Here is a 23,600-nt window from a genome sequence, read left to right as displayed (position 1 = left end):
AGGATAAGACAATGAGTAATGCGGGTGCATCCCTTGCAACCTGTTATGGCCCGGTAAGCGCCCACATGATGGCGAAGGCAGAAAATATCCGTCTGCTGATCCTGGATGTGGATGGAGTGCTCTCCGATGGTCTGATTTATATGGGCAATAATGGCGAAGAGCTGAAGGCATTTAACGTTCGCGATGGCTACGGTATTCGCTGCGCGCTCACGTCCGGCATTGAAGTTGCCATCATCACCGGACGAAAAGCTAAACTGGTAGAAGATCGCTGCGAAACGCTGGGCATTACCCATCTGTATCAGGGGCAATCTGACAAAATGGTCGCATTCAACGATTTGCTGGGGAAACTGGCCATCGCACCTGAAAACGTTGCCTATGTCGGAGACGATCTGATCGACTGGCCGGTCATGGCTGAAGTGGGTCTCAGCGTCGCCGTTGCTGATGCGCATCCGCTGCTGATCCCACGCGCTGATTATGTCACCCATATCAACGGTGGCCGTGGGGCTGTACGTGAAGTCTGCGATCTGCTTCTGCTGGCGCAGGGCCGGCTTGATGAGGCCAAAGGGCAATCGATATGAGTAAAACCAGACGTTGGGTTATCATTCTGCTTTCGCTTGTCGCCCTGGTATTGATTGGCGTAAATCTTGCTGACCGTGACGATACGCAAACAGAAGTGGTCAACACGAGCGATCCAACATACAAAAGCGATCACAGCGACACCGTGGTGTATAGCCCGGAAGGTGCACTGAACTATCGCCTGATTGCCCAACACGTGGAATATTTTTCAGAAGATGGCGTCTCCTGGTTTACCCAACCCGTTATGACCACTTTTGATACCGATAAAGTACCGACGTGGTCGATCAAATCTGACCGGGCAAAACTGACGAATGACCGTATGCTTTATCTGTATGGCCATGTTGAAGTCAACGCCCTGACCGCTGACTCGCAACTGCGCAAAATCACAACGGATAATGCCCAGATCAACCTGGTTACCCAGGACGTTACGTCGCAGGATCTGGTCACCCTGTATGGCACAACATTTAATTCCAGCGGTCTGAGAATGCGCGGTAACTTACGCAGCAAAAACGCCGAGCTGATTGAAAAGGTTAGAACCTCCTATGAAATTCAAAACAAACAAACTCAGCCTTAAAGTTATTATCGCCAGTGCACTGCTGGCGACCACTCTTCCCGCGCTTGCTGTGACGGGTGATACCGAACAACCGATTCATATTGAATCGGATACGCAGTCTCTGGATATGCAGGGTAACGTCGTGACCTTTACGGGCAACGTCGTGATGACCCAGGGCACCATCAAAATTAACGCCGATAAAGTGGTCGTAACCCGTCCGGGCGGCGAGCAGGGCAAAGAGATCATTGATGGCTATGGCAATCCTGCCACGTTCTACCAGATGCAGGACAACGGCAAGCCGGTCAAAGGCCACGCCACGCATATGCATTATGAACTGGCGAAGGATCTTGTCATTCTGACCGGCAACGCCTACCTGGAGCAGTTGGACAGCAACATCACCGGCGACAAGATCACCTACCTGGTGAAAGAGCAGAAAATGCAGGCCTCCAGCGAGAAAGGCAAACGCGTTACCACCGTGCTTGTTCCGTCACAGCTGCAGGACAAAGGCAAAGACCAGGCCCCGGCACAGAAAAAGAGTAACTAATTCGATATGGCAACATTAACTGCAAAAAATCTTGCGAAAGCCTATAAGGGTCGCCGCGTCGTCGAAGATGTCAGCCTGACCGTCAACTCCGGCGAAATTGTGGGTTTACTTGGCCCTAACGGCGCGGGTAAAACTACCACCTTCTACATGGTGGTCGGTATTGTGTCGCGTGATGCAGGCAACATTATCATCGACGACGAAGACATTAGCCTGCTGCCGCTGCATGCACGCGCGCGTCGTGGAATCGGCTATCTGCCACAGGAAGCGTCCATTTTCCGTCGGTTAAGCGTTTTCGATAACCTGATGGCCGTGCTGCAAATCCGGGACGATCTGACCAGCGAACAGCGCACTGACCGCGCTAACGAGCTGATGGAAGAGTTTCATATTGAACACCTGCGCGACAGCCTCGGCCAGGCGCTTTCCGGTGGTGAACGTCGTCGCGTTGAGATTGCGCGTGCGCTGGCCGCAAACCCGAAATTCATCCTGCTGGATGAACCGTTTGCAGGCGTTGACCCGATCTCCGTTATCGATATCAAACGTATTATTGAGCACCTGCGCGACAGCGGGCTGGGCGTACTGATCACTGACCACAACGTTCGTGAAACGCTGGCCGTGTGTGAACGCGCCTATATTGTCAGCCAGGGCCATCTGATTGCCCACGGTACGCCACAGCAAATCCTCGAAGATGAGCATGTTAAGCGCGTGTACCTTGGGGAAGACTTCAGACTCTGATAGGGTAGAGGTAACTTAACGCCGGACCGGAGAAAAACGCTCTGAACATGAAGCAAGGTTTGCAATTACGGCTCAGCCAACAACTGGCGATGACGCCGCAGTTACAACAGGCGATCCGTCTGTTGCAGCTGTCCACGTTAGAACTCCAGCAGGAGCTCCAGCAAGCGCTGGACAGCAATCCGTTGCTGGAGCAAACCGATCTTCATGACGAGGTAGACACGCAGCAAACGCAGGACACTGAAACGCTCGACACCGTTGACGCGCTCGAACAAAAAGAGATGCCGGACGAGCTACCGCTGGATGCCAGCTGGGATGAAATCTACACCGCCGGAACCCCTTCCGGAACGCGTGCAGACTACCAGGACGATGAGTTACCGGTCTATCAGGGCGAAACCACGCAGTCACTGCAGGATTACCTGATGTGGCAGGTAGAGTTAACGCCCTTCTCCGATACTGACCGCGCCATTGCCACCTCCATTGTGGATGCCGTTGATGACACCGGCTACTTGACGGTCACGCTGGACGATATCCTGGAAAGCATCGGTGATGACGAGATCGAACTCGAAGAGATCGAGGCCGTATTGAAGCGTATTCAGCGTTTCGACCCGGTAGGTGTTGCCGCGAAAGATCTCCGCGATTGCCTGCTGATCCAGCTATCGCAGTTCGCCAAAGAGACACCGTGGATTGAAGAAGCGCGCTTAATTATCAGCGATCATCTGGATCTGCTGGCTAACCATGATTTCCGCACCCTGATGCGCGTCACGCGCCTGAAAGAAGAGGTGCTGAAAGAGGCGGTTAATCTGATCCAGTCTCTCGATCCACGCCCCGGCCAGTCGATCCAGACCAGCGAACCGGAATATGTCATTCCCGACGTGCTGGTGAGAAAACACAATGGCCGCTGGGTCGTTGAACTGAACTCAGACAGCATTCCTCGCCTGCAAATCAATCAGCAGTACGCCTCCATGTGCACCAGCGCACGTAACGATGCCGACAACCAATATATTCGTAGCAATTTGCAGGAAGCACGATGGTTGATCAAAAGTCTGGAGAGCCGAAATGATACGCTGCTGCGCGTAAGCCGTTGTATTGTCGAACAGCAGCAGGCGTTCTTTGAGCAGGGCGAAGAGTATATGAAACCGATGGTGCTGGCAGATATCGCCCAGGCCGTCGAGATGCACGAATCAACCATTTCCCGCGTGACCACGCAGAAGTATCTGCACAGTCCACGCGGTATTTTTGAGCTTAAGTATTTCTTCTCCAGCCACGTGAATACCGAAGGCGGCGGCGAAGCCTCGTCAACGGCGATTCGCGCACTGGTGAAGAAGTTAATCGCCGCGGAGAATCCCGCGAAGCCACTGAGTGACAGTAAGTTAACCACCATGCTGTCCGATCAGGGTATTATGGTGGCACGTCGTACTGTTGCGAAGTATCGAGAGTCTTTATCCATTCCGCCGTCTAACCAGCGTAAACAACTGGTCTGACACAACCGATAAGGAAGACACTATGCAGCTCAATATCACAGGACACAACGTCGAGATTACTGAGGCTTTACGCGAATTTTTGAACACAAAGTTCGCAAAACTCGAACAGTATTTCGAAAGGATCAACCAGGTCTATATTGTGTTGAAAGTGGAGAAAGTGACTCATATCTCGGATGCGACCCTACACGTGAACGGGGGCGAACTCCATGCCAGTGCGGAAGGGCAAGACATGTACGCGGCTATCGACGGCTTGATTGATAAACTTGCGCGACAGCTCAATAAACATAAAGATAAACTGAAACAACACTAATTGTCCGGGCAGTTAACGGGTGCAGTAAGGCCTGTTGTGAAACACAACAGGCCGTTTGTACAGTTAGCGCTTAGGTGAAATTATGATGAACAACGATTCCGCTCTTCAACTGAGCAATGTCCTTAACCAGGAATGTACCCGCAGTGGTGTTCACTGCCAGAGCAAAAAACGTGCGCTGGAGATCATCAGTGAACTGGCCGCAAAACAGCTGGGCCTGCCGCCGCAGGTGGTGTTTGAAGCGATCCTGACCCGAGAAAAAATGGGCAGTACCGGCATCGGCAACGGCATTGCGATCCCGCATGGCAAACTGGAAGAGGACACCTTGCGTGCCGTCGGTGTGTTTGTCCAGCTGGAAACGCCTATTGCCTTCGACGCCATTGACAACCAGCCTGTCGATCTCCTCTTCGCGCTGCTGGTGCCAGCAGATCAGACTAAGACCCATCTGCATACGCTGTCGCTGGTTGCCAAACGTCTGGCTGATAAAACGATCTGCCGTCGCCTGCGCTCAGCCCAAAGTGATGAAGAGCTCTATCAAATTATCACCGAAGCAGAAGGCAGTCAGGATGATGCATAATCGGGAGATGGCCTTCACATCTGTTGTCCTGAGGAGAAATGGAACATGGTGTTGATGATCGTCAGCGGCCGCTCGGGATCGGGAAAGTCCGTTGCCCTGCGTGCGCTGGAAGATATGGGCTTTTACTGCGTAGATAACCTGCCGGTGGTGTTGTTGCCTGAGCTGGCGAGGACACTTGCTGACAGGCAAATCTCTGCTGCCGTCAGTATTGACGTCCGTAACATGCCTGAATCCCCGGAAGTTTTTGAGCAGGCGATGAGCAATCTGCCGGAGGCTTTCTCTCCGCAGTTGCTGTTCCTTGATGCCGATCGTAATACGCTGATCCGTCGCTACAGCGACACCCGTCGTTTGCATCCTCTTTCCAGTAAAAACCTCTCTCTGGAAAGTGCCATCGACGAAGAGAGCGATTTGCTGGAACCACTGCGCTCCCGTGCCGATCTGATTGTCGACACCTCTGAGATGTCGGTACATGAACTGGCGGAAATGCTGCGTACCCGCTTGTTGGGTAAACGCGAGCGCGAGCTGACGATGGTGTTCGAATCCTTCGGCTTTAAGCACGGAATTCCTATCGATGCGGATTATGTTTTCGACGTGCGCTTCCTGCCAAACCCGCACTGGGACCCTAAACTGCGTCCGATGACCGGTCTGGATAAACCCGTGGCGGCGTTCCTCGACAGACACACAGAAGTTCACAATTTTATCTACCAGACGCGAAGCTACCTTGAGCTATGGTTACCTATGCTGGAGACAAACAATCGTAGCTACCTGACGGTGGCGATTGGCTGTACCGGTGGTAAACATCGTTCGGTCTACATTGCCGAACAGCTGGCCGATTACTTCCGCTCACGCGGGAAGAACGTTCAGTCCCGTCATCGCACGCTGGAAAAACGCAAAACATGACCGTAAAACAGACCGTTGAGATCACCAATAAGCTGGGCATGCACGCGCGCCCGGCAATGAAGCTGTTTGAGCTGATGCAGGGTTTCGATGCCGAAGTTCTGCTGCGTAATGATGAAGGCACAGAAGCGGAAGCAAACAGCGTGATTGCGCTGCTGATGCTGGACTCCGCTAAAGGCCGTCAGATTGAAGTTGAAGCCACCGGCCCGCAGGAAGAGGAAGCGCTGGCGGCGGTGATTGCGCTGTTTAACGCCGGGTTTGACGAAGACTAACAACTGCTTTTCTGGCGGGTGGCGCTACGCTTACCCGCCCTACATCAGCTTATTTCTCTCCATAAACCCTTCCCCACCTAACTGGCGCATCTGCCGCATGATCCACGCCTGACGGCTACGCACGTAACCTGACGGGGCATTGGCCTTAAAGCGAATTGGATTGGGTAAAACGGCAGCTAATAGCGCAGCTTCGGACATACTCAGGCGGCTGGCAGGCTTATTGAAATATCGCTGTGCAGCAGCTTCAACGCCAAACACACCGTCACCAAACTCCGCGATATTCAGGTAGACGGTCAAAATCCGTTTTTTGCTCCAGACTGTTTCTATCCCCAGGGTCAGACCCGCTTCCAGCCCTTTTCGCACCCAGCTTCGACCGTCCCATAAAAACATATTTTTCGCCGTCTGCTGCGACAAGGTCGACGCACCTCGCACGCGGTTTTCATGACGTTCGTTATGGTCAAGCGCCTTCTCGATTGCCGCCACGTCGAATCCCCAGTGTTCCGCGAACTTCTGATCTTCTGCCGCAATGACCGCCAGGCCCATCCAGGGTGAGATTTCATCCATCCCCACCCAGTCAGAATGGGCAACATAGCTGAAATCACCGGTAAACCAGGCGCTAAGCTGACGCTCGACCATGACGGCAGAAAACGGCACGGGCAGGATACTGAACAGGGCGATACCGCCCCCCCAGAACACTGCCAGCACGATAACGATGCGCAACAGGATGCGTTTCACCCATGCGCCTGCAGTAAATTTACGGCTCATTCAGCAAGAACCAAAACTCGCTCCACCAGCTTTTCAATGCCCGTGGCGGCTTCAGAGAGCGTTTGTGCCAGCATATACGCTGGCGTGGTGACGATTTTATTCTCTTCATCCACAACAATATCATCCACCGGACAAGGGACATGTTCGCCCCCCATATCCTCGATGATTTCGGCAGTATCAATGTCCGTTCCGATGGTCAGGCGCAGAGGAAAATCAAAAATTTTTGGCAGCATGGCCGGAGCAATACAGATAAAGCCCTGAGGCTTGCCCGCTGCGTGCATCGCCTGAGACAGTGCCTTTAAATCCGGATCGACCACACACTCCGCCCCCTGAGTCGCAAAGGTGCTGAGATTTTTCGCCGCACCAAAGCCCCCCGGCACAATTAACGCATCAAGCTCCGCGGCATCGGCCTGCGCCAGTGGATGAATATCTCCCCGCGCAATGCGTGCGGCCTCAATCAGGACGTTTCGCGTTTCCGCCATCGGCTCACCGGTGAGATGGTTAACCACATCGGCCTGGCTTTTATCCGGTGCAAAGCAGACAACCTCTGCGCCCTGTCGGGACAATGCCAGCAGCGTGATGACGGCTTCATGTATCTCTGAACCATCGTAAACACCGCAACCACTCAGCACGACACCAATCTTTTTCATCATGACGATCCTTCTTTGCAACCCACTGAAGCACATTAAAAATTCTGATTAAAACGCTATGCTTCACACATTTCACTGATTCATGTAACAAACTATTTAAGATTTGCTATCTTATCTGCGTGCGGCCTAAATATTCAGGCGGCGTCCAAGCGAAAACAACACGAAAAATCAGGCGCAGCCACGATTTCCCTGGTGTTGGCGCAGTATTCGCGCACCCCGGTTAAGCCGGGGTCATTTTTTTCTGGCGTCCACCCAGGCTTTCAGCACCGCCACATCGTTTTGCCATTCCTGTTTCATCTCTTCAACCCATTCACCTACGTTATCTTCCCATGCAGGTAAATCCGGTGACTGGATCTGTTGGCCCAACTGCTGCAGATGACGCAACCCCACTGAGCCAGCCGCGCCTTTAATTTTATGGCCTTCTTCAACAATGCCTTTCTGGTCACGCGCCGTCAGATTGGACTCCAGCACGCTCAAATATCCCGGCATCATTTTCTCAAACACGGCGAGGCCATCGGTGATCAGTTTTGGCCCCACCAGATCGATGTACTGCTCCAGCATGGCGGTATCGAGTATCGTTTGGGCTTTTGCGCTATCAACAGACGTCATGGTGCTCTCCTCTTCATCACGGGTATCCCAGAACTTCTTGATCATGGCAGTCAGGGCTGGCACCGCCAGCGGCTTGCTGAGTACATCATCCATACCGGCATCGAGGTACTCTTTTTTATCCTTCAGCACATTCGCCGTCAGCGCCACCAGCGGCGGCAGATCGTCAGCGGCATACTTGCTCGTCAGTTCGCGGGAGATATCCAGCCCGGTCATGTCCGGTAGCTGAATATCCAGCAGAACGAGGTCGTACTCGCCAGGGGTAAACATCTCCAGCGCGGCTTTTCCGGTCATTGCCACGTCCACACTGTTGCCGAGTTTTTCCAGCACCGAGCGCGCCACAATCACGTTCAGTTCAATGTCTTCCACCAGCAGAACGTGCAGCGCCGGAAGCGGCATATCGTCGTTTTCAAAGGTATCTTCGACCTCTTCCGCCACCGCAGGCGCATGTACCGTCAGCGTAAAGGTGGAACCTTTGCCCGGCTGGCTGGCAACGGTAATATCCCCGCCCATACTCTTCGCCAGACGTTTCGATACCGCCAGACCAATGCCGGTGCCGGTCGCAGGCTTCCCGCCGTGGCTGTCCTTGACCTGGTAATACATGGCGAAGATCTTATCCTGCTCCTCCTGCGGAATACCAATCCCAGAGTCCTCAACCTCGAAGTGCAGCATATCCCCTTCGTCATAGCGGATACGTACCGCCACCTGCCCCTTCTGGGTAAATTTCACGGCGTTGCTGAAGAGATTCCACAGGATCTGGCGCAGGCGCGTGCCGTCCGTCACCACTTTGTGCGGCAGCGGCAGGGTCGGCTCCATAACAAAGCTCAACCCCTTTTGCTGCGCCTGCAGCCCGGAAAGATTCTCAAGATCGGCCAGGAAACCGGTAAAATCGACCGGCTGGTTATCAAGCTGCACCTTCCGGCGCTCCATCTTGTCCATGTCGATAATATCGTTGAAGATATTTCCCAGCGTAACCGCCGAAACATGGATCGTTTTAAGGTACTTTTCCTGCTCGCTGGTCAGGTCGGTGTCCAGCAGAATACGGCTTAACCCCACGATGCCGTTGAGCGGCGTCCGCAGTTCATGGCTGATAGTGGAAATAAACGTAGTCTTGTCGCGGCTGGCGCGCTCAAGTGCATCCTGATAGCGCTTACGCTCGGTGATATCGCGGCCAAAGCCCATCAGACCGTGGCGTTTCCCGACGCGGTCGTAATACGGCACCTTACGGATCTCAAAGCAGGCTTTACGCCCGTCCGGGTAATCGAGCCACTGCTCGTAGGTGAGCGAGACGTTATGGCGGAACACTTTTTCATCCGTCTCCATCACTTTAGCCGCCGCCTCTTCGGAATAGACATCCTGCGGTTTCAGGTGAATAAGCTGCTTTTCGCTTTTCCCGGTCAGCAGTTCCATCGCCCGGTTACATCCAGAGAACTCTTTATCTTCATTGCGGTAGAACACCAGATCCGGCGAAGCATCCAGAAAAGAGCGCAGGAAAGAAGATTGCTGTTCGAGCTGGATCTGCGTCACTTCGCGCTCTTTCATTTCGATTTTCAGTTGCTCCAGCGTGGCCTGACGTTCAGCCTCTGCTTTCTCACGATCTGAAATCTCCTGATTCAACTGCGCAATATTATCCTTCAACTGGACGTTGAGCTTCAGATCGCGCTCGCGCATCTCTTCCAGCTTATCCACCAGTTTTGATAAGCGCTGACGGGACTCCTCAAGCTGCTCCACCACCACGGAGAGGAAGTAGACCGCCCACGGCGTGATTAACAGACCGAAGAAGATCGAGCGGATGACATCAATGCTCTCCACCTGCCCATGCAGAACCATGGTCACGGCCATTTGCACAACAATGGCAAGCACGACCAGCGCCAGCGCCAGCAGCATGGAGAAACGCACCAGCCCGAGCTTCATCATCAGGTCGACGTAATACTGGGCAAGCATTCGAATTTGCTTCATAGAGGTTCCCTTCAGACTTTATCGCTCAATAATACTCAAATTCGCGGCGAGGCGTTGAAGGTTGTGAGAAAAAGTGCGGGGTGAAACAGGAGATTAGCCTCGCCCCCGAAAAAACGGGAGCGAGGAGAGGTCTGTCAGGAGCGTCTCAGCAACAGCCAGAGGCTGATCAGGAAGAAACTGGCGCTCGGCAGCAACGCACCGATAATCGGCGGGATACCGTAAACCAGCGTTAACGGGCCAAAGATCTGATCGAGAACGTAGAACACAAAACCGAAGCTGATACCGGTCACTACGCGCACACCCATCGGCACGCTACGCAGCGGGCCAAAGATAAACGACAGCGCCATCAGCATCATTACCGCCACGGACATCGGCTGGAAGATTTTGCTCCACATATTGAGCTGGTAACGTCCGGCGTCCTGCCCGCTCGACTTCAGATACTTCACGTAGTTATGCAGCCCGCTAATAGAGAGCGCATCGGGATCGAGTGCGACCACCCCCAGCTTGTCCGGCGTCAGGTTAGTCTTCCACGTACCGGAAACCGTCTGCGAACCGGTGATCTGTTTCGGGTCTTTCAGGTCAGATTCATCAACCTGCGACAGACGCCACAGCTTGTTGTTCGCATCAAATTTGGCCGACGCGGCATAACGTACCGACTGCAGACGACGTTCATTATTGAAGGCGTAAATACTCACGCCGCCCAGTTCGTCATCACCTTTAACACGTTCGATGTAGACAAAGTTATTGCCGTCTTTCGCCCACAGCCCCTGCTGTGTGGAGAGCAGTGAACCGCCGTACATGGCCTGAGCGCGGTAGTTACGCGCCATCTGCTCACCCTGCGGCGCAACCCATTCGCCAATCGCCATAGTCAGCAGCACCAGCGGGATCGCGGTTTTCATGACCGACAGCGCAACCTGCATACGGGTAAAGCCCGATGCCTGCATCACCACCAGCTCGCTGCGCTGCGCCAGCATCCCCAGCCCCAGCAGCGCACCCAGCAGGGCGGCCATCGGGAAGAAGATTTGCACATCTTTTGGCACGCTGAGCAGGGTATACATTCCCGCGCCCACCGCGTCGTAACTCCCCTGCCCGGCTTTTTTCAGCTGATCGACAAATTTGATAATGCCGGAGAGCGACACCAGCATGAACAGCGTCATCATGATGGTGGTAAAAATCGTTTTACCGATATAGCGATCAAGAACGCCAAATGCCTGCATTAGATGGCTCCTTTACGCGTAAACCGGGCACGAATTCGACGCATTGGCACCGTATCCCACAAGTTAAGGCCTACCGCCAGCAGCAAATACAGGCCATTGACTACCCAGGTCCAGATGACCGGATCAATTTTCCCTTTCCCACCGTTGGATTTAATCGAGGTTTGTAACAGGAAAAACACCAGATATAACAGCATCGCTGGCAGCATGGACAACACACGCCCCTGACGTGGGTTCACCACGCTCAGCGGAACTACCATCAGTGCCATCATAAATACAGTGAATACCAGAGTGATACGCCAGTGAAGCTCGGCGCGCGCGCGGTTAGAATCCGTCTTGATTAGCGTACGCATATCCATCTGCTCGGTGTCAGTCGGGTCGAGCGCGACGGTCTGGTGGCCAATAATCGCCTGATAGTTCTGGAAATCGGTGATACGGAAATCGCGCAGCATCGCCGTCCCTTCGAAGCGCGTACCTTTGTTCAGCGTCACAACCTGAGAGCCATCTTTACGCTGTGCCAGTTGACCTGAATCGGCCACCACCACAGAGGGACGCGCATTGCCTTTGGTGCGGATCTGGGCAAGAAATACATCGTTAAAGCGGCTGCCATCAACGCTTTCGATAAAGAGCACCGAATTACCGTCAGTGGCCTGCTGGAACTGCCCCTGCGCTAGCGCTGCCATACCGGGGTTCGCTTTGGCTTCCGCCAGCACTTCGTCCTGGTGGCGTGAGGAGGTAGGGCCTGCCCACATCACATTCACCGCCGCAACGATCCCCGTGAACAGCGCCAGGACCATAGCCGCTTTTACCAGTACGGCTTTGCTTAAGCCACAGGCATGCATTACCGTGATTTCACTTTCGGTATAGAGCTTACCGAGCGTCATCAGCAAACCGAGGAAAAGGCTTAACGGCAGAATAAGCTGCGCCATTTCCGGCACGCCTAACCCGAGCAGGGAAAGCACCAGATTTGTTGGAATTTCGCCGTCAACCGCCGCGCCGAGGACCCTGACCAGCTTCTGACAGAAAAAGATCAGAAGCAGGATAAAGAGGATCGCCAGTTGGCTCTTCAGCGTCTCCCGCACCAGATATCTTATGATTATCACTTTAAATACGCCCGTTAAAACTCGTCTTTTGCAGGAATTTAGCTTGTTTCATGGCTTAAACGTCATTTATTCTCTTGAGTCGTCGAAATCATCGCTAAGATTATAAAACCCGGCGGATTCGCGCTTCAGAACATTTATTGACGTGCCGAAACCGTAGTAACGTAAGATTAACACGAAGTCACCACAACCGCGGACATGAGTTACGAAAGGTTTCAATTCTATCCGTAGCAGCCGTCGTTGTCTTTAAGATTCAGGAGCGTAGTGCATGGAGTTCAGTGTAAAAAGCGGTAGCCCGGAGAAACAGCGGAGTGCCTGCATCGTTGTGGGCGTCTTTGAACCGCGCCGACTCTCTCCGATCGCCGAACAACTCGATAAAATCAGTGACGGCTATATCAGCGCTCTGTTGCGCCGTGGCGAACTCGAAGGCAAACCTGGGCAGACGTTGTTGCTGCACCATGTTCCAAACGTCTTGTCCGAGCGCATTCTGCTGATTGGCTGTGGTAAAGAGCGCGAGCTGGACGAGCGTCAGTATAAGCAGGTGATTCAGAAAACCATCAATACGCTGAATGACACTGGCTCAATGGAAGCCGTCTGCTTCCTGACTGAACTGCACGTCAAAGGCCGCAACACCTACTGGAAAGTGCGCCAGGCCGTCGAAACCGCAAAAGAGAGCCTGTACAGCTTTGACCAACTCAAGACCAACAAAAGCGAGCCGCGTCGCCCACTGCGTAAAATGGTCTTTAACGTGCCAACCCGTCGCGAGCTGACCAGCGGCGAGCGCGCTATTCAGCACGGTCTGGCGATTGCAGCAGGCATCAAAGCGGCCAAAGATCTCGGTAATATGCCGCCAAACATCTGTAACGCCGCGTACCTGGCGTCTCAGGCACGTCAGCTGGCCGACTCCTACAGCAAGAACGTTATCACCCGCGTCATCGGTGAACAGCAGATGAAAGAGCTGGGGATGCACTCTTATCTGGCGGTCGGTAATGGGTCCCAGAACGAATCCCTGATGTCGGTGATCGAATACAAAGGTAATCCGTCCGAAGACGCGCGTCCTGTCGTGCTGGTCGGTAAAGGCCTGACCTTCGACTCCGGCGGTATCTCCATCAAGCCTGCCGAAGGCATGGACGAGATGAAGTACGACATGTGTGGCGCGGCGGCGGTTTACGGCGTGATGCGCATGGTCGCTGAACTTCAATTGCCGATTAACGTTATCGGCGTACTGGCGGGCTGCGAAAACATGCCTGGCGGCCGCGCTTACCGTCCGGGAGACATCCTGACCACCATGTCCGGCCAGACCGTCGAAGTGCTGAACACCGATGCGGAAGGCCGTCTGGTACTGTGCGACGTGCTGACCTACGTTGAGCGCTTCGAGCCTGAAGCGGTGATCGACGTGGCCACCCTGACCGGAGCCTGCGTCATTGCGCTGGGTCACCACATCACCGGCCTGATGTCGAACCACAACCCGCTGGCGCATGAGCTTATCGGCGCATCCGAGCAGGCTGGCGACCGTGCATGGCGTCTACCGCTGGGTGACGAGTTCCAGGAACAGCTGGAGTCTAACTTCGCGGATATGGCGAACATCGGCGGCCGTCCTGGTGGTGCTATCACTGCAGGCTGCTTCCTGTCGCGCTTTACCCGCAAGTACAACTGGGCACACCTGGACATCGCGGGCACCGCATGGCGCTCCGGAAAAGCCAAAGGCGCAACCGGCCGTCCTGTCGCGTTGCTGTCGCAGTTCCTGCTCAATCGTGCGGGTTTTAACGGCGACGAGTGATGTAAAACGCCGGGTGGCGGCTTCGCCTTACCCGGCCTACAGCATCACTCAACCGTAGGCCGGGTAAGCGTAGCGCCACCCGGCTTTGCATTTAAATCCACGACAAGAAACCCCATATATGAAGAATGCAACGTTCTACCTTCTGGACAACGACACCCATCAGGATGGCCTCAGCGCCGTTGAACAACTGGTGTGTGAAATTGCCGCAGAACGTTGGCGCGCAGGTAAACGCGTTCTGATTGCCTGTGAAGATGAGCAGCAGGCGATTCGCCTCGATGAAGCGCTATGGGCGCGCCCACCGGAGAGTTTTGTTCCGCATAACCTGTCGGGCGAAGGTCCGCGCGGTGGTGCACCGGTCGAAATTGCCTGGCCGCAAAAGCGCAACAGCAGCGCGCGCGATATTCTCATTAGCCTGCGGACAGACTTTGCAGATTTTGCCACCGCTTTCACAGAAGTGGTAGACTTTGTCCCTTACGAAGAATCCTTGAAACAACTGGCGCGCGAACGCTATAAAGCGTACCGCCTGGCTGGTTTTAACCTGAATACGGCAACCTGGAAATAATGGAAAAGACATATAACCCACGCGATATCGAACAGCCGCTTTACGAGCACTGGGAACAGCAGGGCTATTTCAAGCCTAACGGCGATGAAAGCAAAGAGTCCTTCTGCATCATGATCCCGCCGCCGAACGTCACCGGCAGTTTGCATATGGGTCATGCTTTCCAGCAAACCATCATGGACACCATGATCCGCTACCAGCGCATGCAGGGCAAAAACACCCTGTGGCAGGCGGGGACTGACCACGCGGGTATCGCGACCCAGATGGTCGTTGAGCGTAAAATTGCCGCTGAAGAAGGTAAAACCCGCCACGACTACGGTCGCGACGCGTTCATTGATAAAATCTGGCAGTGGAAGGCAGAATCCGGCGGCACCATTACCCGTCAGATGCGCCGTCTCGGCAACTCCGTGGACTGGGAGCGCGAGCGCTTCACCATGGACGAAGGCCTGTCCAACGCCGTGAAAGAAGTGTTCGTCCGTCTGTACAAAGAAGACCTGATTTACCGTGGCAAACGCCTGGTCAACTGGGACCCGAAACTGCGCACCGCCATCTCTGACCTGGAAGTGGAAAACCGCGAGTCTAAAGGCTCTATGTGGCACATCCGCTATCCGCTGGCCGACGGCGCAAAAACCGCCGACGGTAAAGATTACCTGGTGGTGGCGACCACGCGTCCGGAAACCCTGCTGGGCGATACTGGCGTGGCCGTTAACCCGGAAGATCCGCGTTATAAAGATCTGATCGGCAAATTCGTGGTGCTGCCGCTGGTTAACCGCCGTATTCCGATTGTGGGCGACGAACACGCCGACATGGAAAAAGGCACCGGCTGCGTGAAAATCACCCCTGCGCACGACTTCAACGACTATGAAGTCGGTCGTCGTCATCAACTTCCGATGATCAACATTCTGACCTTCGACGGTGATATCCGCGAAAGCGCAGAAGTGTACGACACCAAAGGCGAAGAGTCTGACGTTTATTCCAGCGAAATCCCGGCAGAATTCCAGAAGATGGAACGTTTTGCCGCGCGTAAAGCGATTGTTGCTGCAGTCGACGCACTCGGCCTGCTCGAAGAGATCAAACCTCACGATCTGACCGTGCCATACGGCGACCGTGGCGGCGTGGTGATCGAGCCAATGCTGACCGACCAGTGGTACGTGCGTGCTGACGTGCTGGCGAAACCGGCTGTGGAAGCGGTTGAAAACGGTAGCATTCAGTTCGTACCGAAGCAGTACGAAAACATGTATTTCTCCTGGATGCGCGACATTCAGGACTGGTGTATCTCCCGTCAGCTGTGGTGGGGTCACCGTATCCCGGCATGGTACGACAACGAAGGCAACGTCTACGTTGGCCGCACTGAAGACGAAGTGCGTCAGGAAAACAACCTGAGCGCAGACGTTGCGCTGCGTCAGGACGAAGACGTGCTGGACACCTGGTTCTCCTCCGCGCTGTGGACCTTCTCCACCCTCGGCTGGCCTGAGAACACCGACGCGCTGCGTCAGTTCCACCCAACCAGCGTGATGGTGTCCGGCTTCGACATCATCTTCTTCTGGATCGCCCGCATGATCATGATGACCATGCACTTCATCAGAGACGAAGACGGCAAGCCGCAGGTTCCGTTCCATACCGTCTACATGACCGGTCTGATCCGCGACGACGAAGGCCAGAAGATGTCCAAGTCCAAGGGTAACGTTATCGACCCGCTGGATATGGTCGACGGTATCTCCCTGGAAGAGCTGCTGGAAAAACGTACCGGCAACATGATGCAGCCGCAGTTGGCAGAGAAAATCCGCAAGCGCACCGAGAAGCAGTTCCCGAACGGGATTGAAGCGCACGGTACAGACGCCCTGCGTTTCACCCTGGCGGCGCTGGCCTCGACCGGCCGCGACATTAACTGGGACATGAAGCGTCTGGAAGGTTACCGTAACTTCTGTAACAAACTGTGGAACGCCAGCCGCTTCGTGCTGATGAACACCGAAGATCAGGATTGCGGCTTCAACGGCGGCGAGATGACTCTGTCTCTGGCGGATCGCTGGATTCTGGCGGAATTCAACCAGACGGTGAAATCCTTCCGTGACGCGCTGGACAGCTACCGCTTCGATATCGCGGCGGGCATCCTGTACGAATTCACCTGGAACCAGTTCTGTGACTGGTATCTGGAGCTGGCGAAACCGGTGATGAACGGCGGAACTGAGGCGGAACTGCGCGGCACGCGCAACACGCTGATTACCGTTCTGGAAGGTTTGCTGCGCCTGGCGCATCCGGTCATTCCATTCATCACCGAAACCATCTGGCAGCGTGTGAAGGTGATTGCGGGCATTAGCGCCGACACCATCATGCTGCAACCGTTCCCGGAATTCGATGCGGCTAAGGTTGATGAAGCGGCGTCAGCGGATACCGAATGGCTGAAACAGGCGATCGTTGCGGTACGTAACATCCGTGCTGAAATGAACATCGCCCCTGGCAAACCACTGGAGCTGCTGCTGCGCGGTTGCAGCGAGGCTGCTGTTCGTCGCGTGAGCGAGAACAACACCTTCCTGAAAACCATGGCACGTCTGGAAAGCATCACCGTGTTGCCTGCTGATGACAAAGGTCCGGTTTCCGTGACCAAAATCATCGACGGTGCCGAGCTGCTGATCCCGATGGCGGGCCTTATCGACAAAGACGCTGAGCTGGCTCGTCTGGCGAAAGAAGTGGCGAAAGTCGACGTGGAAATTGGCAAAATCGAAGGCAAGCTGGCGAACGAAGGCTTTGTCGCCCGCGCGCCGGAAGCGGTCATTGCGAAAGAGCGTGAACGTCTGGTTGCCTTTGCGGATGCTAAAACCAAGCTGATCGAGCAGCAGGCAGTTATCGCGGCCCTGTAATGCTTTTACCCCTTACGCTTCAGGGCGTAAGGGGTAACCTTCCTGAAAACTCCTCGCTTGCACTCCCCTTTCTGCGGTGCTATTAACAGCAGTTGTGTGTCAATTTTTGTAATGAGTAATGCTATGAGCGTGATTACCCCCGTCGCGACGACGATGCGTCGGATCACTGAGCAAGACAACCCGGCTATTGCCGCCGTTATCCGCACCGTTTCCGCCGAGTATGGCCTGACTGCTGATAAAGGCTATACGGTTGCCGACCCGAACCTGGACGAACTGTTCCAGCTTTATAGCCAGCCAGGCCATGCCTACTGGGTTATCGAGCAGAACGGAAAGGTCGTGGGCGGCGGTGGCGTTGCGCCACTGAGCTGCAGCGAGCCGGATATCTGCGAACTGCAGAAAATGTATTTCCTGCCCGCCGTGCGTGGACAAGGGCTGGCGAAGAAACTGGCGCTGGTCGCCCTTGAACATGCCCACGCTCAGGGTTTTAAACGTTGTTACCTCGAAACAACCGCCTTCCTCAAAGAGGCCATTGGCCTGTATGAACATCTCGGCTTTGAGCATATTGATGCGCCGCTGGGCTGTACCGGCCATGTCGATTGCGAAGTCAGGATGCTGAAAACGCTGTAAATTTCGCTCCTGCCGTCTTCTGTTAAGCGACTGTAAACTGAATGCTCTACACTCACAGTTCACACCATAACGGGGGAAATACGATGTCGAAGATAAAAAGCTACGCCGCACCGCAGGCGGGTGCAGAACTTGAGCTGTACGAGTACGATGCGGGCGATCTAAAAGCAGAAGACGTCGAAGTGCAGGTTGATTACTGTGGGATCTGCCACTCGGATCTCTCGATGATCGACAATGAATGGGGCTTTTCACAGTATCCGTTGGTTGCCGGGCACGAAGTGATCGGCCGCGTCGTGGCGCTCGGTAGCGCCGCGCAGGATAAAGGGCTGAAAGTGGGCCAGCGCGTGGGCATTGGCTGGACGGCGCGCAGTTGCGGTCACTGCGACGCCTGTATCAGCGGCAACCAGATCAACTGCCTCGAAGGTGCTACGCCAACCATCCTGAACAAAGGCGGTTTCGCCGACAAACTGCGCGCCGACTGGCAATGGGTCATTCCGCTGCCGGAGAGCATTGATATCGAATCCGCAGGCCCGCTGCTGTGCGGCGGCATTACCGTATTCAAACCGTTGCTGATGCACCATATCACCGCCACCAGCCGCGTGGGGGTAATCGGTATTGGCGGTCTGGGGCATATTGCCATCAAACTGTTGCACGCAATGGGCTGCGAAGTGACAGCGTTCAGCTCTAACCCTTCCAAAGAAAAAGAAGTGCTGGCAATGGGGGCGGACAAAGTGGTGAACAGCCGCGATCCAGAAGCACTGAACGCGCTGGCGGGCCAGTTTGACCTGATCATCAACACTGTCAACGTCGATCTCGACTGGCAGCCGTACTTTGAAGCGCTGGCCTACGGCGGTAACTTCCACACCGTGGGTGCCGTACTGAAGCCGCTGCCGGTTCCGGCGTTTACCCTGATCGGCGGCGATCGCAGCGTGTCCGGCTCCGCGACCGGTACGCCGTTTGAGTTGCGCAAACTGATGAAGTTTGCCGGACGCACCAAAGTGGCACCGACCACCGAGCTGTACCCGATGTCGAAAATCAACGAAGCCATCCAGCATGTGCGCGACGGTAAAGCCCGCTACCGCGTAGTGTTGAAAGCGGATTTCTGATGTGAATTTGCCGGGTGACGGCTTCGCCCTACCCGGCCTGCATTAGATTTTTGCAGGCCCGGTAAGCGCAGCGCCACCGGGCGATTCCCACCTACCGCACCAGTGCAGAAAATACTTCCGCCACTGCAACCGCCCCCGGATCGGTCACCCCGTCCAGATTCTCTTTGTTCACATACGACGAGCGCCCCGCCCCGGCTTTCGCCATTTTTGCCGTGGCCTCAGCACCCTGCTGCGCAGCCTGCGCCGCGGCCTGAAGATCGCCTTTCTGCAGCGCCTCCAGCGCCGGTTGTAGCGCATCGATCAGGGTACGATCGCCCAGATCCGCACCACCATACTGCTTCATTTGCGCAAGCCCACTCAGAAAAGCGTCTGCCAGCGGTTTTCCGTCATGCAGTTTCTGACCCGCCGCGGTAAAGAAGATCGACATCAGTACGCCGCTTGACCCCCCCATCACCGTCGCCAGTCGCTCACCCACCAGCGACAGCAGCACAGACACATCGTTGAGCGGGAGCTTACCGGCTTCCAGAAGCTGCGCAATATCCCGCGCACCTTGCGCAAAGGTGGAGCCTGTATCACCATCCCCCACTTTGGCATCCAGCGCATTCAGGCGATTTTCAAGCTGAATCAGCGTATTGGTTACTGCCGAGACATACTCGCCCACCTGCTGATTTGCAGAGGCGGTATATTCCACGCGATCGTGAATGGCGCTATGTGGGATCGTGCGCAATGGCGCAAACGCTACGGGTTTCTGCCAGCCCAGCGTCTCCACCTCTTCATGGATAGCCTTTTCAAAAAGATCGTTGAGCTTCAGCAACGTCAGCGAAAAGCCCTTCATATCCAGCGCACTGACCAGCGGCGCGGGGCCAATCAGATACGCGATATTCTCTTTCAGTGCCGAATGCGCCAGCTCTTTGGTCAGCAGCGCCATCTCAAGCGCCGAGACACCACCGAGGTTGTTGATCAGCACCGCAAAGCGTCCTTCGCCGGCCTGCGCTTTTAGCGGCGTCACCAGCGTGTCGATAATCGCTTTGCTGTTTTGCGTATCAACCACGGAAGCCCCCGGCTCGCCGTGAATGCCCAGTCCCAGCTCGACATGTCCTTGCTTAATGCGCCCCTCTTCATCGTCACTGCCCGGCAGGTTGCAGGTCTGCATGGCAACCCCCAGGCTCCAGAGGTTATCGCAAGCCTGTTGCGCAATATCCCGCACTTCACTGAGCGATTTCCCATGCTCCGCCGCAAAGCCCGCAATCTTATGCACCAGTGCCGTTCCCGCTATGCCGCGCGGCTGTTTGTTATCTGGCAGAGCGACGTCGTCCGCCACGATCACCATCTCCACCTTCAGACCGTAGCGTTTGGCCTTCTCTGCCGCCAGACCAAAGTTCAGCCTGTCGCCAGTGTAGTTTTTGACAATCAGCAGACAGCCACGATCGCCCGTCACCGCCACAATGGCATTCAGCACCGCATCTACGCTCGGCGAGGCAAACAGGTCCCCACACACCGCCGCCGTCAGCATTCCTTTACCGACAAACCCGGCATGGGCTGGCTCATGACCTGAACCGCCACCGGAGATCACCGCCACGCGGCTTTTATCCCAGTCGCCACGGGCGACCACGCGAATGGCCGGATCGATATCAAGTTTGACGAGATTACCGTGCGGCGCGGAGATCAGTATGCCTTCAATGGCATCGTTGACCAGCTGTTTGCGATCGTTAAAGAAGAATCTGGACATAGTTTTCCAAAATTTTGTGAACCGTATGCAAAAGCATAGCCCGCACTGGATAATGCGCCGCAAAGTCAGGAATTTACTCAGCCATTTTGCCGTCAGGTTGCCTATACTGCACCCAGGACTATGAGAGGAAGCGCATCATGAGTACACCATTGTTAATTGCCCGGACGCTGGAAAAAGAGCTGTTTTTACTGCCTGCGATGGCAAATCGCCACGGCCTGATCACCGGCGCGACAGGGACAGGGAAAACCGTCACCCTGCAAAAGCTGGCTGAGTCGCTTTCTGAGATCGGCGTACCGGTCTTTATGGCCGATGTGAAAGGCGATTTAACCGGAATCGCACAGGAAGGTACTCCCTCTGAAAAATTGCTTGAGCGCCTGAAAAACATTGGCGTGAATGACTGGACGCCGCACAACAACCCGGTGGTGGTGTGGGATATCTTTGGTGAGAAAGGCCACCCGGTGCGCGCGACCGTGTCCGATCTGGGTCCTCTGCTCCTCGCCCGTCTGCTCAATCTCAACGACGTACAGTCTGGCGTACTGAATATTATCTTCCGCATTGCGGACGACCAGGGGCTACTGCTGCTTGATTTCAAAGATCTGCGCGCCATTACGCAGTACATTGGCGACAACGCGAAATCCTTCCAGAACCAGTATGGCAACATCAGCAGCGCCTCGATAGGGGCTATTCAGCGTGGGCTACTCACCCTGGAGCAGCAGGGTGCCGAGCACTTCTTCGGTGAGCCGATGCTGGATATCAAAGACTGGATGCGTACCGACAGCAACGGTAAAGGCATCATCAATATTCTGAGTTCAGAGAAGCTCTACCAGATGCCAAAGCTATACGCCGCCAGCCTGCTGTGGATGCTCTCCGAACTGTACGAGCAGTTGCCGGAAGCGGGCGACCTGGAAAAACCCAAACTGGTGTTTTTCTTTGACGAAGCGCACCTGCTGTTTAACGATGCGCCGCAGGTTTTGCTGGATAAGATTGAGCAGGTCATCCGCCTGATCCGCTCCAAAGGCGTCGGCGTCTGGTTTGTGTCGCAAAACCCTTCGGACATCCCTGATAACGTGCTGGGCCAGCTCGGTAACCGCGTGCAGCACGCCCTGCGCGCCTTTACGCCGAAAGATCAGAAAGCGGTGAAAGCCGCCGCGCAAACCATGCGTGCCAATCCGGCCTTTGATACCGAAACCGCCATTCAGGCGCTGGGCACCGGTGAAGCGCTGATTTCGTTCCTGGATGCGAAGGGCAGCCCATCCATTGTTGAGCGCGCAATGGTGATCGCCCCCTGCTCGCGGATGGGACCCGTTACCGACGAGGAACGTAACGGTCTGATTAACCACTCCCCGGTATATGGCAAGTACGAGGACGAGGTGGATCGGGAATCCGCGTTCGAGATGCTGCAGAAAGGCGTACAGGCAGCCACCGAGTCGCAGGATGCGCCTGCCGCCAAAGGCCAGTCTGTCGCGGTGGATGATGGCATTCTGGGCGGGTTAAAGGACATTCTCTTCGGCAGTACCGGGCCACGCGGCGGCAAGCGCGATGGCGTGGTGCAGACCATGGCGAAAAGCGCGGCGCGGCAGGTCACGAATCAGATTGTGCGCGGTATGCTGGGGAGCTTGTTAGGCGGCCGCCGTCGGTAGACGGGGAACCCACGGACGGCCAAGCGCCGATCCCTGTACACCGTGTTCCTGCAGATAACGGTCGATTTCCACCATCCCCGTCCAGCGGTTCTCGCACCAGAGCGGTGCCAGAAGCGTTGGGCGGCGGGCACTTGCCGAGATGCGGTGGTAGACAATCTCCGGCGGCGTGTGGCGAATCATCTCCCCCGCCGTCACGGTATACGCGTCGAGTTCAATCCCGTTTAACCGCCCTGCCTCCCAGGCTTTCGCCATTATGCTGCCCTTCACAATGTGCAACGGATGCAGCTTGATACCATCCACGCCGGTTTCAACAACCCTTTCCAGCGTCTCCAGCCCGTGTTGCTGCCCTTCACCAGGCAAGCCGACAATCAGATGCGAACACACTTTAAGCCCGCGCTCACGGGCGAGACGCGTGGTGCGCTGGTAGCAGGCAAAATCATGTCCACGGTTGATACGGCGCAGGGTTTTATCATGGGCGGTCTGTAAACCCAGCTCCAGCCAGATCTCGTAGCCTTGTTCTTTGTACTCGCTGAGCAAATCCAGCACCGCATCCGGTACGCAGTCCGGGCGCGTTCCTACGCACAGCCCGACAATATTGGCCTGAGTGACGGCTTGCTGATACATGGAACGCAGCACCTGCACCTCTGCCCAGGTGCTGGTGTAGGCCTGGAAATAGGCCAGATACCGCTTTGCGCGGTTCACCAGGCTTGCCTGATGCGCAAGTTGCTCAGCGATAGAGCGATGCTGCTGTTCTTCATCGGCAAATGACGCGACGTTACAGAAAGTACAGCCGCCACGCCCGATGGTGCCATCGCGATTCGGGCAGCTAAAACCGCCGTGCAGCGTCAGCTTATGCACCTTTTGCCCGTAACGCTGCAAAAGATCCCCACCAAACATATTGACTAATTTCTGTAACTGCATAATCTGATAGACCGTCCCGAAGAAAGGGGACAAGCCTGCCATTTTTAGCCTCTGTCGGCGATGACCTGGATCAATCGCCCTGGATGGCTTTTATCTGTTTGAATAAATAATCAAGATTACTGCAATTTCATTCACGCCACGCGTAATTAT

Annotated in this window: 22 protein-coding genes; 15 read left to right on the top strand and 7 right to left on the bottom strand. The window is 55.2% G+C overall.

Annotated elements, in window-relative coordinates:
• Positions 1–11 precede the first annotated feature (11 nt).
• The 9 genes from kdsC (at position 12) to npr (ending at position 5,939) form a co-directional block, all read left to right on the top strand.
• Positions 12–578: a 3-deoxy-manno-octulosonate-8-phosphatase KdsC gene (gene kdsC / locus ABGB15_RS02715; protein ID WP_152084426.1), complete on the top strand. Its 567-nt coding sequence runs from the start codon at positions 12–14 to the stop codon at positions 576–578.
• On the top strand, positions 575–1,150 hold the full coding sequence (gene lptC / locus ABGB15_RS02710) for an LPS export ABC transporter periplasmic protein LptC (protein WP_152082423.1): 576 nt from the start codon (positions 575–577) through the stop codon (positions 1,148–1,150). The genes kdsC and lptC overlap by 4 nt, the downstream gene beginning before the upstream one ends.
• Positions 1,119–1,673, top strand: coding sequence for a lipopolysaccharide ABC transporter substrate-binding protein LptA (gene lptA / locus ABGB15_RS02705; protein ID WP_152082424.1), 555 nt, complete (start codon positions 1,119–1,121; stop codon positions 1,671–1,673). The genes lptC and lptA overlap by 32 nt, the downstream gene beginning before the upstream one ends.
• 6 nt (positions 1,674–1,679) lie before the next feature.
• Positions 1,680–2,405 (top strand): LPS export ABC transporter ATP-binding protein, encoded by a 726-nt coding sequence (gene lptB, locus ABGB15_RS02700; protein ID WP_152082425.1) that lies wholly within the window; start codon positions 1,680–1,682, stop codon positions 2,403–2,405.
• 47 nt (positions 2,406–2,452) lie between these two features.
• Entirely contained in the window at positions 2,453–3,886 is a 1,434-nt protein-coding gene (rpoN, locus tag ABGB15_RS02695; RefSeq protein WP_152082426.1) for an RNA polymerase factor sigma-54, read from the top strand.
• Positions 3,887–3,908: 22 nt separating this feature from the next.
• The gene (gene hpf, locus ABGB15_RS02690) at positions 3,909–4,196 is read left to right on the top strand and encodes a ribosome hibernation promoting factor (protein ID WP_010436063.1); all 288 of its coding nucleotides are present in this window, start codon (positions 3,909–3,911) and stop codon (positions 4,194–4,196) included.
• 82 nt (positions 4,197–4,278) lie between these two features.
• Positions 4,279–4,770 (top strand): PTS IIA-like nitrogen regulatory protein PtsN, encoded by a 492-nt coding sequence (gene ptsN, locus ABGB15_RS02685; protein ID WP_014833457.1) that lies wholly within the window; start codon positions 4,279–4,281, stop codon positions 4,768–4,770.
• A gap of 45 nt (positions 4,771–4,815) precedes the next feature.
• The gene (rapZ, locus tag ABGB15_RS02680) at positions 4,816–5,670 is read left to right on the top strand and encodes an RNase adapter RapZ (protein ID WP_152082427.1); all 855 of its coding nucleotides are present in this window, start codon (positions 4,816–4,818) and stop codon (positions 5,668–5,670) included.
• Positions 5,667–5,939: a PTS phosphocarrier protein NPr gene (gene npr / locus ABGB15_RS02675; RefSeq protein WP_003861872.1), complete on the top strand. Its 273-nt coding sequence runs from the start codon at positions 5,667–5,669 to the stop codon at positions 5,937–5,939. Before rapZ ends, npr begins: the two co-directional genes overlap by 4 nt.
• A gap of 39 nt (positions 5,940–5,978) precedes the next feature.
• Here the strand turns inward: npr and mtgA are convergent, their stop codons facing one another.
• The 5 genes from mtgA to lptF form a co-directional block, all read right to left on the bottom strand.
• Positions 5,979–6,704, bottom strand: coding sequence for a monofunctional biosynthetic peptidoglycan transglycosylase (gene mtgA / locus ABGB15_RS02670; protein WP_152082428.1), 726 nt, complete (start codon positions 6,702–6,704; stop codon positions 5,979–5,981).
• Positions 6,701–7,354, bottom strand: coding sequence for an isoprenoid biosynthesis glyoxalase ElbB (elbB, locus tag ABGB15_RS02665; protein ID WP_215722512.1), 654 nt, complete (start codon positions 7,352–7,354; stop codon positions 6,701–6,703). Before elbB ends, mtgA begins: the two co-directional genes overlap by 4 nt.
• A gap of 231 nt (positions 7,355–7,585) precedes the next feature.
• Positions 7,586–9,919, bottom strand: a complete 2,334-nt coding sequence (gene arcB, locus ABGB15_RS02660) for an aerobic respiration two-component sensor histidine kinase ArcB (protein WP_215722432.1) — start codon at positions 9,917–9,919, stop codon at positions 7,586–7,588.
• Positions 9,920–10,053: 134 nt separating this feature from the next.
• Positions 10,054–11,136, bottom strand: a complete 1,083-nt coding sequence (lptG, locus tag ABGB15_RS02655; protein ID WP_152082430.1) for an LPS export ABC transporter permease LptG — start codon at positions 11,134–11,136, stop codon at positions 10,054–10,056.
• Entirely contained in the window at positions 11,136–12,236 is a 1,101-nt protein-coding gene (gene lptF / locus ABGB15_RS02650) for an LPS export ABC transporter permease LptF (RefSeq protein ID WP_215722431.1), read from the bottom strand. Before lptF ends, lptG begins: the two co-directional genes overlap by 1 nt.
• 265 nt (positions 12,237–12,501) lie before the next feature.
• Between lptF and pepA the strand changes: the two genes are divergently transcribed.
• From pepA to ABGB15_RS02625, 5 genes are all read left to right on the top strand, one after another.
• Positions 12,502–14,013, top strand: coding sequence for a leucyl aminopeptidase (pepA, locus tag ABGB15_RS02645; RefSeq protein ID WP_152082432.1), 1,512 nt, complete (start codon positions 12,502–12,504; stop codon positions 14,011–14,013).
• Positions 14,014–14,131: 118 nt separating this feature from the next.
• Positions 14,132–14,575: a DNA polymerase III subunit chi gene (gene holC / locus ABGB15_RS02640; protein WP_003861884.1), complete on the top strand. Its 444-nt coding sequence runs from the start codon at positions 14,132–14,134 to the stop codon at positions 14,573–14,575.
• Positions 14,575–17,430, top strand: coding sequence for a valine--tRNA ligase (locus tag ABGB15_RS02635; protein ID WP_215722430.1), 2,856 nt, complete (start codon positions 14,575–14,577; stop codon positions 17,428–17,430). The genes holC and ABGB15_RS02635 overlap by 1 nt, the downstream gene beginning before the upstream one ends.
• 123 nt (positions 17,431–17,553) lie before the next feature.
• Positions 17,554–18,057 carry a GNAT family N-acetyltransferase gene (locus ABGB15_RS02630; protein WP_152082434.1) on the top strand — a complete coding sequence of 168 codons (504 nt, stop codon included), beginning with the start codon at positions 17,554–17,556 and terminating at the stop codon, positions 18,055–18,057.
• 83 nt (positions 18,058–18,140) lie between these two features.
• Positions 18,141–19,160, top strand: a complete 1,020-nt coding sequence (locus ABGB15_RS02625) for an NAD(P)-dependent alcohol dehydrogenase (protein ID WP_152082435.1) — start codon at positions 18,141–18,143, stop codon at positions 19,158–19,160.
• A gap of 91 nt (positions 19,161–19,251) precedes the next feature.
• On the opposite strand, the gene ABGB15_RS02620 is transcribed toward ABGB15_RS02625, so the two are convergent.
• Positions 19,252–20,889, bottom strand: a complete 1,638-nt coding sequence (locus ABGB15_RS02620; protein WP_152082436.1) for a dihydroxyacetone kinase subunit DhaK — start codon at positions 20,887–20,889, stop codon at positions 19,252–19,254.
• A 137-nt stretch (positions 20,890–21,026) separates the two neighbouring features.
• Here ABGB15_RS02620 and ABGB15_RS02615 point away from each other — a divergent pair, with 137 nt between their 5' ends.
• The gene (locus tag ABGB15_RS02615; protein WP_215722429.1) at positions 21,027–22,529 is read left to right on the top strand and encodes a helicase HerA-like C-terminal domain-containing protein; all 1,503 of its coding nucleotides are present in this window, start codon (positions 21,027–21,029) and stop codon (positions 22,527–22,529) included.
• On the opposite strand, the gene ABGB15_RS02610 is transcribed toward ABGB15_RS02615, so the two are convergent.
• Entirely contained in the window at positions 22,509–23,450 is a 942-nt protein-coding gene (locus ABGB15_RS02610) for a TIGR01212 family radical SAM protein (RefSeq protein ID WP_215722511.1), read from the bottom strand. The genes ABGB15_RS02615 and ABGB15_RS02610 overlap by 21 nt on opposite strands.
• Positions 23,451–23,600: the final 150 nt, after the last annotated feature.

The organism is Enterobacter sp. MALB-1 (assembly GCF_041021625.1).
In the GTDB taxonomy this organism is placed as follows: domain Bacteria; phylum Pseudomonadota; class Gammaproteobacteria; order Enterobacterales; family Enterobacteriaceae; genus Enterobacter; species Enterobacter oligotrophicus.
Note: the sequence above shows the minus strand (reverse complement) of the source record. Positions and strands in the feature narration are given on the sequence as shown.

What these genes read in the sequence shown, in the direction of transcription:
- kdsC (WP_152084426.1), top strand. Translation starts at nt 12, where the DNA reads ATGAGTAATGCGGGTGCATCCCTTGCAACCTGTTATGGCCCGGTAAGC.
- lptC (WP_152082423.1), top strand. Translation starts at nt 575, where the DNA reads ATGAGTAAAACCAGACGTTGGGTTATCATTCTGCTTTCGCTTGTCGCC.
- lptA (WP_152082424.1), top strand. Translation starts at nt 1,119, where the DNA reads ATGAAATTCAAAACAAACAAACTCAGCCTTAAAGTTATTATCGCCAGT.
- lptB (WP_152082425.1), top strand. Translation starts at nt 1,680, where the DNA reads ATGGCAACATTAACTGCAAAAAATCTTGCGAAAGCCTATAAGGGTCGC.
- rpoN (WP_152082426.1), top strand. Translation starts at nt 2,453, where the DNA reads ATGAAGCAAGGTTTGCAATTACGGCTCAGCCAACAACTGGCGATGACG.
- hpf (WP_010436063.1), top strand. Translation starts at nt 3,909, where the DNA reads ATGCAGCTCAATATCACAGGACACAACGTCGAGATTACTGAGGCTTTA.
- ptsN (WP_014833457.1), top strand. Translation starts at nt 4,279, where the DNA reads ATGATGAACAACGATTCCGCTCTTCAACTGAGCAATGTCCTTAACCAG.
- rapZ (WP_152082427.1), top strand. Translation starts at nt 4,816, where the DNA reads ATGGTGTTGATGATCGTCAGCGGCCGCTCGGGATCGGGAAAGTCCGTT.
- npr (WP_003861872.1), top strand. Translation starts at nt 5,667, where the DNA reads ATGACCGTAAAACAGACCGTTGAGATCACCAATAAGCTGGGCATGCAC.
- mtgA (WP_152082428.1), bottom strand. Translation starts at nt 6,704, where the DNA reads ATGAGCCGTAAATTTACTGCAGGCGCATGGGTGAAACGCATCCTGTTG.
- elbB (WP_215722512.1), bottom strand. Translation starts at nt 7,354, where the DNA reads ATGAAAAAGATTGGTGTCGTGCTGAGTGGTTGCGGTGTTTACGATGGT.
- arcB (WP_215722432.1), bottom strand. Translation starts at nt 9,919, where the DNA reads ATGAAGCAAATTCGAATGCTTGCCCAGTATTACGTCGACCTGATGATG.
- lptG (WP_152082430.1), bottom strand. Translation starts at nt 11,136, where the DNA reads ATGCAGGCATTTGGCGTTCTTGATCGCTATATCGGTAAAACGATTTTT.
- pepA (WP_152082432.1), top strand. Translation starts at nt 12,502, where the DNA reads ATGGAGTTCAGTGTAAAAAGCGGTAGCCCGGAGAAACAGCGGAGTGCC.
- holC (WP_003861884.1), top strand. Translation starts at nt 14,132, where the DNA reads ATGAAGAATGCAACGTTCTACCTTCTGGACAACGACACCCATCAGGAT.
- ABGB15_RS02635 (WP_215722430.1), top strand. Translation starts at nt 14,575, where the DNA reads ATGGAAAAGACATATAACCCACGCGATATCGAACAGCCGCTTTACGAG.
- ABGB15_RS02630 (WP_152082434.1), top strand. Translation starts at nt 17,554, where the DNA reads ATGAGCGTGATTACCCCCGTCGCGACGACGATGCGTCGGATCACTGAG.
- ABGB15_RS02625 (WP_152082435.1), top strand. Translation starts at nt 18,141, where the DNA reads ATGTCGAAGATAAAAAGCTACGCCGCACCGCAGGCGGGTGCAGAACTT.
- ABGB15_RS02620 (WP_152082436.1), bottom strand. Translation starts at nt 20,889, where the DNA reads ATGTCCAGATTCTTCTTTAACGATCGCAAACAGCTGGTCAACGATGCC.
- ABGB15_RS02615 (WP_215722429.1), top strand. Translation starts at nt 21,027, where the DNA reads ATGAGTACACCATTGTTAATTGCCCGGACGCTGGAAAAAGAGCTGTTT.
- ABGB15_RS02610 (WP_215722511.1), bottom strand. Translation starts at nt 23,450, where the DNA reads ATGCAGTTACAGAAATTAGTCAATATGTTTGGTGGGGATCTTTTGCAG.